Origin of the sequence: Lonsdalea quercina subsp. quercina (genome assembly GCF_000688695.1) — a bacterium.
Lineage (GTDB): Bacteria > Pseudomonadota > Gammaproteobacteria > Enterobacterales > Enterobacteriaceae > Lonsdalea > Lonsdalea quercina_D.
On record NZ_JIBQ01000017.1, the window covers coordinates 1 to 13,398 of the forward strand.

The 13,398-nt window shown below is 60.4% G+C and carries 16 protein-coding genes; 2 read left to right on the plus strand and 14 right to left on the minus strand.

All coding sequences use genetic code 11. The annotated features are described in order from the left end of the window. A partial coding sequence (locus tag SB13_RS15110; protein WP_235202421.1) for a phage tail protein occupies nt 1-616 on the plus strand: 616 nt, incomplete at its 5' end. Continuing rightward, nucleotides 616-1,215: a tail fiber assembly protein gene (locus tag SB13_RS15115; protein WP_026741152.1), complete on the plus strand. Its 600-nt coding sequence runs from the start codon at nt 616-618 to the stop codon at nt 1,213-1,215. The genes SB13_RS15110 and SB13_RS15115, both read left to right, overlap by 1 nt. 309 nt (nt 1,216-1,524) lie before the next feature. Here the strand turns inward: SB13_RS15115 and SB13_RS15120 are convergent, their stop codons facing one another. The 14 genes from SB13_RS15120 to SB13_RS15180 all read right to left on the minus strand — a co-directional run bounded on the left by SB13_RS15120 (nt 1,525) and on the right by SB13_RS15180 (nt 13,150). Further along, nucleotides 1,525-1,746: a hypothetical protein gene (locus SB13_RS15120; RefSeq protein ID WP_036149946.1), complete on the minus strand. Its 222-nt coding sequence runs from the start codon at nt 1,744-1,746 to the stop codon at nt 1,525-1,527. 2 nt (nt 1,747-1,748) lie between these two features. Continuing rightward, nucleotides 1,749-3,068, minus strand: coding sequence for a glycine-rich domain-containing protein (locus SB13_RS17895; RefSeq protein WP_051616247.1), 1,320 nt, complete (start codon nt 3,066-3,068; stop codon nt 1,749-1,751). Further along, a complete protein-coding gene (locus tag SB13_RS17815) occupies nt 3,068-3,319 on the minus strand; it encodes a hypothetical protein (protein ID WP_152545765.1) in 252 nt (83 codons plus the stop codon). The genes SB13_RS17895 and SB13_RS17815 overlap by 1 nt, the downstream gene beginning before the upstream one ends. Before the next feature lie 6 nt (nt 3,320-3,325). After that, nucleotides 3,326-4,387 carry a gp53-like domain-containing protein gene (locus tag SB13_RS18195; RefSeq protein ID WP_051616245.1) on the minus strand — a complete coding sequence of 354 codons (1,062 nt, stop codon included), beginning with the start codon at nt 4,385-4,387 and terminating at the stop codon, nt 3,326-3,328. Next, a complete protein-coding gene (locus SB13_RS15140; RefSeq protein WP_026741153.1) occupies nt 4,387-4,962 on the minus strand; it encodes a phage tail protein in 576 nt (191 codons plus the stop codon). Before SB13_RS15140 ends, SB13_RS18195 begins: the two co-directional genes overlap by 1 nt. Next, nucleotides 4,955-6,067, minus strand: a complete 1,113-nt coding sequence (locus SB13_RS15145; RefSeq protein WP_026741154.1) for a baseplate assembly protein — start codon at nt 6,065-6,067, stop codon at nt 4,955-4,957. Before SB13_RS15145 ends, SB13_RS15140 begins: the two co-directional genes overlap by 8 nt. Beyond that, nucleotides 6,058-6,405 (minus strand): GPW/gp25 family protein, encoded by a 348-nt coding sequence (locus tag SB13_RS15150; RefSeq protein ID WP_026741155.1) that lies wholly within the window; start codon nt 6,403-6,405, stop codon nt 6,058-6,060. Before SB13_RS15150 ends, SB13_RS15145 begins: the two co-directional genes overlap by 10 nt. Nucleotides 6,406-6,933: 528 nt before the next feature. Then, nucleotides 6,934-7,509, minus strand: a complete 576-nt coding sequence (locus SB13_RS15155) for a phage baseplate assembly protein V (RefSeq protein ID WP_026741156.1) — start codon at nt 7,507-7,509, stop codon at nt 6,934-6,936. Nucleotides 7,510-7,576: 67 nt separating this feature from the next. Further along, nucleotides 7,577-8,719, minus strand: coding sequence for a phage late control D family protein (locus tag SB13_RS15160; RefSeq protein ID WP_036149944.1), 1,143 nt, complete (start codon nt 8,717-8,719; stop codon nt 7,577-7,579). After that, nucleotides 8,707-8,919, minus strand: a complete 213-nt coding sequence (locus SB13_RS15165; RefSeq protein ID WP_026741158.1) for a tail protein X — start codon at nt 8,917-8,919, stop codon at nt 8,707-8,709. The genes SB13_RS15160 and SB13_RS15165 overlap by 13 nt, the downstream gene beginning before the upstream one ends. Next, nucleotides 8,919-9,812 carry a phage tail protein gene (locus SB13_RS15170; RefSeq protein WP_026741159.1) on the minus strand — a complete coding sequence of 298 codons (894 nt, stop codon included), beginning with the start codon at nt 9,810-9,812 and terminating at the stop codon, nt 8,919-8,921. The genes SB13_RS15165 and SB13_RS15170 overlap by 1 nt, the downstream gene beginning before the upstream one ends. Next, entirely contained in the window at nt 9,812-12,460 is a 2,649-nt protein-coding gene (locus SB13_RS15175) for a phage tail tape measure protein (protein ID WP_026741160.1), read from the minus strand. The genes SB13_RS15170 and SB13_RS15175 overlap by 1 nt, the downstream gene beginning before the upstream one ends. A 209-nt stretch (nt 12,461-12,669) precedes the next feature. Beyond that, nucleotides 12,670-12,801: a GpE family phage tail protein gene (locus tag SB13_RS17460; protein ID WP_071999740.1), complete on the minus strand. Its 132-nt coding sequence runs from the start codon at nt 12,799-12,801 to the stop codon at nt 12,670-12,672. Then, nucleotides 12,752-13,150 (minus strand): phage tail assembly protein, encoded by a 399-nt coding sequence (locus SB13_RS15180; RefSeq protein WP_394296377.1) that lies wholly within the window; start codon nt 13,148-13,150, stop codon nt 12,752-12,754. The genes SB13_RS17460 and SB13_RS15180 overlap by 50 nt, the downstream gene beginning before the upstream one ends. Nucleotides 13,151-13,398 lie beyond the last annotated feature (248 nt).

The window sequence follows — 13,398 nt, forward strand, 5'->3', positions numbered from 1 at the left end:
GGCCGCCCTGGACACACTGAAGGAACTTTCCGCCGCGCTCGGCAACGACGCCAACTTCGCCGCCACGGTGACAAACTCGCTGTCCGGCAAAATGGAAAAAAGCCAAAACGGCGCGGATATCCCGGATAAAGCGCGTTTTCTCGAAAACCTTGGTTTGGGGGAAGGGTCTGCGCTACCGGTGGGGACCCCGATTCCCTGGCCGTCCGCGTCGGTCCCTACGGGATGGCTCCAGTGCAACGGTTCAAGCTTTACTGCCGCGCAGTATCCAAAGCTGGCGCAGGCCTATCCGGAACTCAAATTACCGGATCTGCGAGGCGAGTTTATTCGTGGTTGGGATAGTGGGCGTGGGGTTGATGGCGGGCGGGCATTACTTGCTGCTCAAGGCGATGCTATCAGGAACATCACTGGGTTCGTAAGTGGTGCAGGCGGTATGTATTTTGATGGATTTGGTGGTGCATTTTATGATTCAGGTGCACGAAATGGTGCAGCCCCTTCTTCTGGACATTCTGTCAGTTTTAACGACGATATCATTTTCGATGCATCTCGTTCTGTGCCTACGGCGGCTGAAAACAGACCCCGTAACATCGCATTTAACTACATCGTGAGGGCCGCATAATGTCGACAGCCGAATTGAATCATGACCTGATCGCCGTGGTGGCCGGGGATATCACCGTCTACCATTTTGATGAGTTAACCGGTGAATATCATTTCCCGACCACGCAATACCTGCCGGTGGGCGTCGGATTGCCCGCGCACTCCTGTTTCGATGCGCCGCTGGTGCCTAAAGAGGGATACGCCATTTGTAGAAACGCCGAGCGCTCCGCATGGGAATATATCAGCGACTATCGCGGCGAAACGGTTTACAACACGCAAACCCGGCAACCCGTCACGCTGACGACGCTGGGGGCGTATCCGGAAAATACAACGCCGCTTGCGCCCGCGACGGAATACGATGTCTGGGACGGGACAAACTGGGTGTTGGACGTTGCTGCAAAGCATGAAGGCGAGATCGCGGAAGCAGAACAACGCCGACAAACGCTGCTGACTGAGGCAGATAGCATGACGTCGGACTGGCGGATCGAGCTGATGCTCGGCGATATCAGCGACAGCGACAAAACCAAACTGTCGGCGTGGATGGCCTATAAATCCGCGGTCAAAGCCGTCGATGTATCAACGGCCCCTGACGTGAGCTGGCCTGCACAACCAGAGAAGTAATTTCTCCATCAGCGCTCTATGTGGGCCAGTCTGGAAACAGGCTGGCCTTTTGTTTAAGTGATAACGCTGAGTGTTCATCGCGGTCATCGCGGGAATGACATCGGATGGGGAAAGCGCCTGCCTGCTCTGCGTTTTGTCGTGAAATCATCGGGGTCTTACGCGGTGCGGTAGGCTGGCGGTCATGATCAATATGGAAGGTGACCCTAGAAGAGAATACGTTCACGATCCTTCTCCCGGGAGGGATGAAAAAAACGGGGAGGTGAGTCCCCGTTTTTCGTCTTCAAAGCTGAACATCATGCTAGAGCATCGTCAGCCAATGGCTTCCACATTGCGTGCAGGATAGATAGTGGTGAAATCGGCATCCTGATAAAACAGACCGTCTGCATCGTTAAGAAACATCCCCGCTTCGCAGAAAACGCCTTCCGCAATCGGCGCCACGCGGTAGCCAGGCATCGCGAACTGGTCGTCTGTCAGAATCACATTTTCCACGCGCCGACTATTTTCAGGAAGTAACGCTACTTTTTTTGTCATGTTTACCACTCCACAATTAACATACCAGGTTGGCCACCGGCGCCTATACCGTAAAGGCCGGTAGAACCGCCTCCACCGCCTGAGCCATAACCATATCCCTTATAACCCGCTACACCGACGGTACTTCCCGCCGCACCAGAGCGAACCATACCGCCGCCGCCGCCGAACGGACCGGAAGCACCCGCCCCACCGGAGCCTGAGGCGATAACTGGAGAGCTGCCCACGCCATCATTACCGAAACTGCCGCTTGGATAGCCGACTCCGCCGGCCCCACCATATTGACGGTCGCTACCACCGCCTGGATCACCGCCGCCACCGCCAGCCAACGTCAGGTAGTTGCCGAACGTTGTTGCGCCTCCGCCTGAACCCGGGGTGCCATCATCAGCTGCCCGTGTTATTCCTGCTGAACCGGCCGCGCCGATGGTGACAGCAATGACCTCACCTGGCGTAACATTCACGGCTTCCTTGATGACCGGCTGACCCGCGCCGCCGCCGCCGCCGCCGCCGCCCCATTCATAAGTGAGCGTTCGGCATCCACCGCCACCACCGCCACCGCCGCCACCGCATCCAGACAGATAGACAGTGCTTATCCCTTCCGGAACGATGAACTGACCGCTGGTCAAAAATTTCTGCAATCCACGCGCCCGCGCAATCTCTTTTTGAACGTTTTCTTTGAATCCCAAATGCTCTCTAAACTGAGCTGCGTCAGCGATATCCGCCCCGTTTTGATCGATAGACATCTTACCGGCCAGCGACTTACTCACCGTCTCGACGAAGTTAGCGTCGATAGCGGATTTGACGAAGGCCGTTGTCGCAATCTGCGTGGTGCTCACGCTCGCTTCGGCGGTTGGCGCGGTAGGGATACCGCTCAGCGCTGGGCTGTTGGACGGCGCTTTTTTCGCCAGCGAATTAGCGACCGTCGATGCAAAGTTCGCATCGTTGCCAAGTGCGGCAGACAGTTCTTTTAACGTGTCCAATGCCGCCGGTGAACCGTCGACCAGCGCAGCCACGATGCTTTTCACGAATGCCGTCGTCGCCAGCTGATCGCTGTTGCTGTCGCTCGCGGGCGTCGGCGCTTTCGGCGTGCCGCTGAAGGTCGGGTTCAGCTTCGGTGCGTACTGGGTATGCGGGTCGGCAGCAGATTTATGCTGTTCAAAATCCGTACTCGTCGCTTCCTGATTATTTTTTAGATAGAGGGTGCGATAAGCCAGTTCCTGCGCCTGACGGTTGGATATCCCACCGGGACCGCCCACCACCGGGTCCGAGGTTTCCAACTGGTATATACCGTCGGTCCACTCGGCTTTTTCTATTAACTCTGCCATTATATATCTCCTTGATTATTATTTGCTTTTGTTTCTTCAGGACGATATTGCGCATCGTTAGAAACCGTTATCTCAATCCAACACGGGTATCCATGCTCATCGGTTCCCAGCTCGTTTCCAGCCGGAGCGACAGAAAAAAGACGCAAAGTCGATTCATCCACATCCACTCCTTCTTCCGGCCACGCACCTGCTGACCTGTAGGCGTTTTCCAAAACGTAGGGGTAGAACTTACCGTTAGAAAATTTATACATACGTCCTCACATCCCAATAGCAATCCAGTTGATGCTGGTGGCGGCGGTGCCGTTATTTAAAAAGAACTGAGCGCAGGAGCGCGTGTCTGGAGAGGTTTTGCGCCGTAGCGTCGCATTGGTTGGATTGACGTCATCGTAGATGCAGCCCACTACGCTAAATGCAATCCTCGGGAAGGGGATATTAAAATTGACCGTTACCGGCGAGGCAGCCCCTGTGACGCTTTGCCCCCATTGCATAATCAGTCCGCCAGGCAAGAGCTGCCAGCCGTTATAGTCATTCAAACCCGCAAAAGACGACATATCCGGGAGCTGATTTTGACCGTTTCCCACCCCGCGTTTTGCTGCTTCTCCCAAACCAAGGTTTTCGAGAAAACGCGCTTTATCCGGGATATCCGCGCCGTTTTGGCTTTTTTCCATTTTGCCGGACAGCGAGTTTGTCACCGTGGCGGCGAAGTTGGCGTCGTTGCCGAGCGCGGCGGAAAGTTCCTTCAGTGTGTCCAGGGCGGCCGGCGAACCGTCAACCAGCGCATTGATAGCCGATTTCACGAAGGCCGTCGTCGCAATCTGCGTGGTGTTCACGCTTTGTTCGGCGGTCGGCGCGGTCGGAATACCGCTCAGCGCTGGGCTGTTTAGCGGGGCTTTTTGCGCGATGCTGTTCGTTATCGTCGTCGCAAAGTGCGGATCATTGCCCAGCGCGACGGACAACTCTTTCAGCGTATCCAGCGCCGCCGGAGAACCGTCGACCAACGCGGCCACCACGCTTTTCACAAACGCCGTCGTCGCCAGCTGATCGCTGTTGCTGTCGCTCGCGGGCGTGGGCGCTTTCGGCATGCCGCTGAACGTCGGGTTCAGTTTCGGCGCGTACTGGGTATGCGGGTCGGCCGCGGCCTCATGCTGCGCCAGACCGGCGCTGGTCGCGTCCAAATTGTCTTTCAGGTAACGCGTGCGGTAGGCCAGTTCCTGCGCCTGACGGTTGGATATCCCGCCGGGGCCGCCCACCACCGGGTCCGAGGTTTCCAACTGGTATATCCCGTCGGTCCACTCGGCTTTTTCTGTTAACTCTGCCATTAGGCACTCCCGTAGTTGTAACTATTGTCATAGATTGCCGTGCGGTTGTAGCGAATCGGCACGGCGGTATATTCGATGCTGGCCAGATGGCAACGCGCGGGGGCGATGGCCTCTAGCGTGCGGCGCAGCATCTGCGCCTGATCGTTGGTGATCGGCTGTTGCAACAGCACGCGGTAAACCGCCCATTTGCTGTCGTCGCCATACACGAACAGATTGTTGTAACGGCGTTCGCCGTCGTAATTGAGGCGTCCGATATGCTCGATCAGCTCGACCTCGCCGAAGCCCAGGCTGCGGATCACCGCGCGGATCGCCCAGGGCGTGCCCTTGTAGCGATGCATTTCGATGGCGGTTTTGATCATCGCCCGGCGCGCGTCTTCCGACTCCGCCAGCACCCAGCCGTCTTCCTTCAGCGAAAACTGTTCGGCCAGCGCGTCCAGGGCGCTGCTGTCGACGATGTCGACGAGGTAAACCATCAGCGCCGACAGATCCAGCTCATCCCAGCGCTCGGCCAGATTCGCCAGCGCGGTCAGGCTGACGTCCCCCGCCAGCGGGGGAGGAAGCGGCAGATCACTCATCCGACACCCCCGTCGCCACAATCTCGATACCGGTGCAGTGCGCCCACTGATGCTCTTCCACCGTCAGCGACTGCGAGGGCGACGTCAGCGAGACGTCGTAGACGCCGCTCACCGACAGCGCCGCCATGATCTGGCTGAGCACGATGTCTTTGCCGAGCGTCGCCGCCCGCGCCTGAACCCAGGCGGCGGCTGCGGTTTCCGCCGCGGCTTTTACTGACTCGGAGGATTCGCCGCGCTTGATGACCAGCTGCGCATGGAGGGCATAATCCACCCGCTCCGGCGCGCTGACGGTGACCGTATCGGTCAGCGGACGCACCTTCTCGGCCGAGCACAGGCTCTCGACGGCGGTGAGCACCGCCTCATCCGGCAGCCCGTCGGACATCAGCGGGTACAGCTCGACCGTCCCCGGCGTCGGCGACACCACCGCGACATCGACGATGTCCGGGTGCGCGCTCAGCGCGTGGTAACGGTACGCCAGCCGGGAACCCGCGGTGCTGAAGGCTTCGGGCGCCAGCATGATGCGCTCGCGCAGCTTCTCGTCGTCTTCCTGCTCGGAACCGCCGCTGGTGGCCGTCAGGTTGCTGACCTGCAGGTCGAGGAGATCGCTCNCGTCGTCCAGCAAGGTGCTCACCTGCGCGGGCTGCCAGCCGTTGCCGACGGTGCCCGCTTCGGTGCAGGTCGCCGTCGTGCTGACGCTCGTCGCGCCGGCTTTGAGCACGGCGTCCGTATCGGTCGCGAAAATGACGCTGTCGGAGGCGCTGACCCGCAGCCCGGCGGGGATCAGCACGTCGGTCAGCGGCGCGGTGTCGACAGTGAATGCCAGCGTCGTCTGCGCGGACTGCGCAGCCAGGCGATAAACGCCCACCAGCTCGCCGAGATAATCCAGCATCGGCGCACGCGCGTAGCGCACCAGGTTTTGCTTGGCCGCATCCTGAATGGCGCTGCGCAATAGCATTTCGCGATAGGCGATAAGGTCGATCAGCAGGCGCTCCGCCTGTGCCGGATAGAGGGTTTTGCCGCTGTCCGCCTCATAGCGGGCAATCATTTCAGCCGTGATCGCCTCTGCATCACGTTCGATAAACACAGGCTCTGTTGTTAACGCCATACCAGCTCCGTTTGTTGTTCCACGCCTGCGACCGTGCGCCACTGCACCCGCAGCGTCAGATGTTCGCCGTCCACCGTGGGTTTCACGCCCAGCAGTTTGCAGCGCGGCTCCCAGCGCTTGATGGCCTCAACCGACTCCCGCACCACGTGCGGAATAGCCCGGTCGATCGGGTAGTCGAGGTAACGATGCAAATCGCTGCCGAACTCCGGACGATGCGGGTCGCTGCCGCGCGGGGTGCGCAGAATAATGAAAATGGATTGAGCAATATCGGCGGCGCCCTCGACTAAATCGCCGGGGTGTTGCAGTGCCGGTTGCCAGAAGATTGAGTTCGTTTTCATGCGCTCAGTATCCCCGCCAGCCCGCGCCAGTGCTTGTAAAGACAGTTAAAGGTACGCGAGGCGCCGTCGCGAAAAATGGCGCTTTTACTGCCCTTGCCCAGCTAAGGATCGCTTGTCCGAGGCTCGCCCTCAAAACGGTCGAAAGAGGGGCGAAAACCGGTCGAAAAGGGAATAAAACGGCGGTGGGGAACAGGTCTAAACAAGGAGTGAAACGGGTGTGGGATAAGCGCCCCAAGCGGCGAAAAAAGGTGTGCGGCCACAGCCCCTCCCCCTTTTCCACAGCGGGAACACCGTCAAGGGCGAGGTGACGTCATGAAAAAACGGGTTGAGTTTCGGTGGTTGGGTGTCGGGCAGGATAAAAACGGATATCGCCCCCAGATGCCATCACAAAATCAGAGAATCAGAGAATCAGAGAATCAGAGAATGAAAGAATGAAAGAATGAAAGAGTGAAAGAGTGAAAGAGTCAGAGGCAATGATGCGTCGGTGCCGGAGAAGGGCCTTTTCTGCCCGCCCTTCCCCGTATGCCGTTAGTGCGAGTGGTGGTTGGAGTTGCCGCCCGCGTCCATGACGGAACCGGTGGCGCTGACGTTGCCGTTGACGGTGACGTTGCCCTGGATAGTCGCCGCCGTACCGACCATATCGCCCTGATAGGTCAGCTTCCCTTGCACCAGCACATTGCCGGTAAAGGTGGTGTCGGGCGAGTCAACGGTGGCGCGCGGTGTTTTAACCACCACGTCCGCCTGCGTTTCGATGACGATGTGCTGTATGCCGCCATTGACCGTCAGCGTGTGCGTGGCGCGATCGTAATAGAACGCCGCGCCGTCCGAGTAGGTGCATCCGCGAGCCTGCGCGTTGTTGACCGGCGGCGTGTCGACGCTGGAGTAGATGGCGCCGAGGATCACGCCGTCTTCCCCGTTGTCGTCCAGCAGCACCCGTACCTGTTCGCCGATGTCCGGCAACCAGTAGTCCTTGTTATTTTGCGTGTTGCGCTGCAACACCTCCAGCCAGGCGGTGCGCAGGTTGTCGCACTCCGGCAGCCGCACCCGGGCGCGTACGCCCGCGGCATCAACGGCACTCACCGTGCCGACACGTAACGAAGTCATAGTTCGCCCTCCTGACGATTGGCCCGTGCTCGCACGGCAAAAATGCTCGCGTGGTTCGCTTTTTTCATCATGACGCGCCCTCTTTTTTCGTGGTTTGCGTGGTGCCGCCGTCGGGGTGATAGACAGACAGCGTATTGGATGAACCGCTGGTCGCCTGACGGGTGCCCTTGGTGACCGGGCCGCGGACGATCTCCAGTTCGCAGACGTAGCCGCCGTCGCGAGTGAGCGAATGCCGCACCTGATTCAGCAGCCAGTTGCCGGAAAAGCGCCCGAAACCGCTCAGCGCAATCTTGTTGCCGGCCACCAGCGAGGTGGCGCCCATCAGCGTCAGCTGACCGCTCTCCTGCTGTTCGTTGTGCTGGTCCAGCGCCGCGTTGGCCTTCACCTCCGCCGTGTCCTTGTCGGTCGTGCGGCTGTTGACGTTCAGCGTATCCGCGCTGGTCGCGCTGTCATCGGTGGACTGCGTCCCGTCGGCCTTGTAGGTCACCAGCTGCTTCTTCGCCGGATCCTGATGCTTGATCTTCGCTCCCTCATAGACCTGGCTGATGGTGTCGCGCACCGAAAAGCTGGCGACGTCGTTGCGGGTCAGCGTCTTCACCGGCTCCTGGCTGCGCAGCGCGCCGAGATGCGAGAAAATCAGCTGGGTGCTGGTCACCTTCACCGCGTAGCCGTACTCGCTGGCCAACCGTCGCAAAAAAGCGACATCGGTCTCGGCGTACTGCGTGATGCGGTCGAAGCGGATGGGCGCGATGCTGCCCACCAGCGTCAGCTTATGTTTCTTGGCGATGCGGTTGGCGATGGCCGCCAGCGTGGTGCCTTCAAATCCCCGGCTGGATTTGGTGCGCAGCGCGGTTTTGACCGAGGTCGCCACCCCGCGCATCGACACCGTCGAGGGCGGCGAGCGCACTTCGATCTCGTCGATGCTGAAGGTGCCGCAGTCCCGCAGGGTGTCGCCGCGATAGCCGAGTTTTAGCGACAGGGTGTCGCCTTTTCCCGGATACCAGGCGTCTATCCAGCGGCCCTCGGTGTCGTCCAGCTCCACATCCAACGTGTCCGACTCGTTTTTGATGCTGTCGGTGTAGGTCAGCCGCGTGACGTAAGGCGCGATATCGTTGGTGATATCTTTTTGCAGATACCACAGCGTGAAAATCGGCTGCGGCACCTCGCGGTTGGCCGCCGACGCGGCCTGTTCTGCAATCAGCGTAGCCACGGCGGCGTCTCCTCCGTCAGAACGACGTCAGCCTGCTCAATCACCGGGATCGACAGCATGATGCCGGAATCCAGCACGGGCGTGACGGCCACGTGCGGATTAGCGGCGATAATGCGGTCATAGCCCAGCGGATCGCCGTAGTAACGGTAGGCCAACGCGTCCCAGCGCTCGCCCTGCGTGGTGATGTGCTCGATAAACATCAAATCCTCCTCGTCGTGATAGCGGCGGTCAGCGAACTTACGACCGGCGCGACTTTCTCCAGCGTGTCGCTGGCGGCGCTGAGCTGCGTGGCAACCACGTCCAGCGCAGGCGACAGGTCGTCCAGGGTACTGACGTTAATCCCCGACAACGCTTTGTGGGCGCTCTTCACAAAAGTGATGGCCTGATCCGCCGCCTTCGCCACCCGGCTCACTTCCGGGAAGGTCGCGGTGACCGCCGCCAGCGCCGGGACGGCTTTCTGCAACGGTTCGACGGCGGTGCCGATCTGAGTCAACAGCGTCGGCACCTGGCCCAGCGCCTGCGACGGGTTGCTCTTCATTTTCTGCACCGTCTGCACCACCGCTGAGACGTTTTTCACCACCGACTGCGCGGTGCGGACGTAGCCCACCGCCGTGCGGATCGCGCTGGCGATGCCGGATGCGGCGGCCGTTGCCGTCGCTACCGTCTGGCTGTTCGGCACGCCGGTGTTGACGGCGGGCGCCGCCAACGGATTTTTCGGGTCGCCGACGTACTCGCGCAGCGTCACTTCCGCCGTCAGCGCCAGCACGTTGCCCGACTTGTCGGTCTGCTGACTGGTGGCGCGCACCTGGGTCAGCACGAACCAGCCGCGATAGTCGCCGTTGCCGAAGACCAACGCCTGCGCCTGATGCGATCGCAGCAGATTGCGCAGCCGCGCCAGCTCGACGTCCGGCGTACAGAACATTTGGTTGAACACCAGGCTGATGCTGATCTCATCCAGTTTTTCGCCGATAAACTGCAGGCCCGGCTTNCCCTCAATGCGGGCGTGTTCGGCGTAATCCGCGCCGAACTGCGCCTCGAAGCCGTCCCAGTAGGCGATCAGCTCGAATTCGATATCTCCCAATACGGCAAACATTATGCATACCCCCGGCGTTGCTGCTGTTCCATCACCTTCTGGATCATTTTTTCCAGTTCATGCAGGCTCAGATTGAGCGCGTTTTTGATTTCCGGCGTCGCCGTCGCGGGCTGGCCGTTAACATGGATGGTCGGCGAGAACGACAGCTTCAGCCCCTCGCCCGCGCTCGTCTTCGCGTTGGCGTTAGCGCCCGTCGTCGCGGGCATCTGCGGCACATCGTCCACGGTCTTGCGGGCCGGAGGCGGCGTCACCACGGCGTGTTCACGCTGGGTGATCGTTTTGTTCGAGCCCTTGTCGTCGTCCTCCGCCTTATCGTTGAACCAGCTGCTTATATTGCCGCCCAGATTCGAGACGAAGCTTTTCAACTTCTCCCATTTATCCGTGATGCCCGAAATTAACGAGCCGATCAGGTTGCTGCCAAACTCACTGAATTTGCCGGGCAAATCCACGCCGAAATAGCTCAGAACCCCCGCGAACAGCTTGTAGAAAATGCCGAGCGGCGACCAGTCCACGAGGATTTGGGTCAGACGGCCGATACCGCCGCTGAAATTGGTTTTCAGCCCTTCCCACAGCTCGGAGGCCCACTGGCTGAGCGAGCTGCCGAAACCGCTGAACACGGCTTTGACGCTCTCCCACTTTCTGCTGATGGCCGCCGACAACGCGCCAATCATTTTGCCGCCCGCTTCGCTCAGGTTGCTCGGCAGTTTGATGTTGAAGTAGCCCAGTACGGCGGCGAACAGTTTGTAAATGATGCCGATGGGCGACCAGTTGAGCAGCAGTTTGCTCACGCCGCCGATACCGCCTCGGAAGGCTTTTTTGACGTCTTCCCAACGCGCGCTGAACCAGTTGCTGATCGGCTCCCAGTAGCGGTAAATCAGGTACGCCCCGACCGCGATGCCGGTAATCAGCAGGCCGATGGGGTTCATCATCAGCGCACGGCCGAACACCATCACCGCGCGTCCGGCGATTGACAGGCCACGTCCCAGCGCGCCGCCAAAACGCATGATGCCGGACTGCGCCAGCGTCAGGCCGGATCGCACCCATCCCGACACCGAGCGCATTCCGCTCATCACTGCGCGACCGACCGCCGACATCCCGCGTCCCATCGCGCCCCCAAAACGGGTGGCGGCGGATTGCGCCAGCGTCAGACCCGATTGCAGCAGGTTCAGCACATAGCGCACCCCGCTAATCGCGGCCTTGAAGACGGAGAACGCCTGTCGGGCTACAACGACAGCCTGAATCAGACCGGGATGCTGCTGAATCCAGCGGGAGAAGCCGTCCAGCACCGGCATCACGGCGTCGCCGACCGCCATCAGCGCGGGGGCGAGCGCTTCGCCCACGCTGAGGCTCATGTTGTTGGCGGCCACCTGCATGTGCTGCCACTGGCCCTTCAGCGTATTGTTCTGCGCGGACGCATCCCGCGTGGTCGTCCCTTCCGCCGCCGGGCTGAGCATCGCCTGTTTGTTCTGCTGATAGCCGCTCCAGTTCTGACGCATATTGAGTAGATGCGACACCGCCTGCTTGTTGTCGAAGACCTTGGACAGCCCGGATTTCGCCATCAGGCGCTCCTGCGTCGACATGTCGCCTTTCGCCACGGCCGCCTGCCACTCCTGCTTGAACTTTTCGCCTTTGTCGTCGATCAGCCGTTGGCCGATCATCAGCGAAGCTTCGTAGGTGGAGAATCCCTGCTTGATGTAGTCCGCCATCGACGCCTGATAGTTCACGCCCGCCGACGCATAGCGCTCGCCGATGTCGTTGCTATTGACGGTGTCCAGCCACCCTTTGAGATTGGCGACAGCGGTGTCGTCGCTGCCCGACGCGGCTTTGCCGACCGCCAGACTGGAGACAATCTGGCTCAGCGCCTCGTCGCCGGTGCTGCCGTTCTGTTCGAAGCCGCGCGCCAAACCCGGCAGCGATGACGACAGCGAAGCCACGTTGAGATTGCCCGTTTTCGCGCCGGACAGCATGTGGTCGAACGCGCCGGCGACGGCCTGTTTACCGTCGAACTTGAGGGTATTGAAGGCCGCGCCTACCTGCGCCATCTGCCGGATATCCGCCTGCGTGGCCGCAGCGGCCGTGCCGACGACGCCCAGCAAGTCTTTGCCCTTCATCGGGTCTACGCCGCCCTCTATCAGCGTCTGCAGCCCGGCAGTCAGGACGGACTGGCGCTGATTAGTTTGCAGCGAGAACTCCCGCAGCGCGTCGGCGATCTGCTGCTCCTGCGAGCCGGACAGCCCGCGGCTGACGGTGATATTCCGCAGGCTGGCCTGCTGATCCGCGTAAGACTTGACCCCGTCCACGACGGGCGCCGCGGTCTCTTTGACGTTGGCGACGGACTCGGACCAGTCCGTGCGCAGCGCCGCCCGTCGTTGGGACAGCGCGTCATATTTTTCGCCCAGCGTTTGCAGCCGGGTCTGCTGCGAAATCAGGGTGTCCTGAGTGCGACCGACGTCTTTCATGCCGTCGTTGAGCCGCTGAAAGTTGCGGGCGCCCTGACTCGCGGCCTGCGCCATCGACTCCATCACCCGCACCTGCGACATCATCATGCGTTGATACGCCTGGTCGAATGACTCCATCGAACGGCGATATTCCAGCAGCGACTGCCGAAACGCGGCGGTTCCGCTGGAGAATGCATCGAAGTTGGCCATGATCGTTCTATCCTTAAGCCAATGAAAAAAAAGGGATCGCGAGAGGGATACGGGTGTGCCCGGCCGGGCGGGAAGGGAAAACGACCGACGTTGGCCGCGGACTGCGAACGGCCCGCGCGGCGGCGGCTGATGCGAGGGTCGAACGAACGCGGAAGCCCTCTCCCCGTTTCGTCCGACGCCGCGCGGAGCGTGTCTCGGTATTCCCTCCTTCAGTCGCCGTGCTCACGTTTAATCTGGTCCCTGGCCATCTCCAGCCAGTCTTCCAACTCGTCGATCGTTAAGTTATTCAGCTCACTCGGCTGAAACCGAAACCACCTCGCCAGCAGCGCCTGTGCTTCCATCAGTCCCTTCGGACTTAACCACGCCAGACAGTTTTTGAAATCGTTTGGACAGCTCCATGAAGTCGGCCAGATCCATTTCATCCAGATCTTCCGGCACCATGTCGCTGGCGCGCGCCAGCAGCAGGCTGTCCCAGTCGGAAGCGTTGTCGGTCAGTTTCATGACCGCTTTCAGGTCTTTGGCCTTCAGGCGCCGCAGCGTGAGTTCAGTCAGACGCTCGCCAGCCGGCGTGGTGTAAGGAAACTGCAACAGGTACTTTTCGCTATCGGACATCGTGTGCTCCAGAGTGTGATTGGGGGCCAGCCGCAACGGCGGATGGCCGATATTCGTGATAAAAGGTCGGCGTTTCACCGACGTTCGTGTTTATTTGTCTGTTTTAGACGGCCTGCGCGCTCCGTTTGCCTTCGCCCGTGGGCGACCGAGCCGAACGGCGCGTTCTGTCGCGCTTTCGTCGGTCGGCGTCGCCGCCCGGCAAAGAAAAAACCGGTAGCAATGAAAGACCGGTCGGCGCAATCGTGCTGCTCGCCAAAACAGGTCGGTTCTCGTAAGAACCGGGGTGCTTGCCCGGCCAAAGCCGTGCGGCACATGTTGGTTTAGAA

Bases quoted from the DNA above. Each gene is read 5' to 3' on its own strand.
- SB13_RS15115 (WP_026741152.1), top strand. From the start codon at position 616: ATGTCGACAGCCGAATTGAATCATGACCTGATCGCCGTGGTGGCCGGG.
- SB13_RS15120 (WP_036149946.1), bottom strand. From the start codon at position 1,746: ATGACAAAAAAAGTAGCGTTACTTCCTGAAAATAGTCGGCGCGTGGAA.
- SB13_RS17895 (WP_051616247.1), bottom strand. From the start codon at position 3,068: ATGGCAGAGTTAATAGAAAAAGCCGAGTGGACCGACGGTATATACCAG.
- SB13_RS17815 (WP_152545765.1), bottom strand. From the start codon at position 3,319: ATGTATAAATTTTCTAACGGTAAGTTCTACCCCTACGTTTTGGAAAAC.
- SB13_RS18195 (WP_051616245.1), bottom strand. From the start codon at position 4,387: ATGGCAGAGTTAACAGAAAAAGCCGAGTGGACCGACGGGATATACCAG.
- SB13_RS15140 (WP_026741153.1), bottom strand. From the start codon at position 4,962: ATGAGTGATCTGCCGCTTCCTCCCCCGCTGGCGGGGGACGTCAGCCTG.
- SB13_RS15150 (WP_026741155.1), bottom strand. From the start codon at position 6,405: ATGAAAACGAACTCAATCTTCTGGCAACCGGCACTGCAACACCCCGGC.
- SB13_RS15155 (WP_026741156.1), bottom strand. From the start codon at position 7,509: ATGACTTCGTTACGTGTCGGCACGGTGAGTGCCGTTGATGCCGCGGGC.
- SB13_RS15165 (WP_026741158.1), bottom strand. From the start codon at position 8,919: ATGTTTATCGAGCACATCACCACGCAGGGCGAGCGCTGGGACGCGTTG.
- SB13_RS15175 (WP_026741160.1), bottom strand. From the start codon at position 12,460: ATGGCCAACTTCGATGCATTCTCCAGCGGAACCGCCGCGTTTCGGCAG.
- SB13_RS17460 (WP_071999740.1), bottom strand. From the start codon at position 12,801: ATGGAAGCACAGGCGCTGCTGGCGAGGTGGTTTCGGTTTCAGCCGAGT.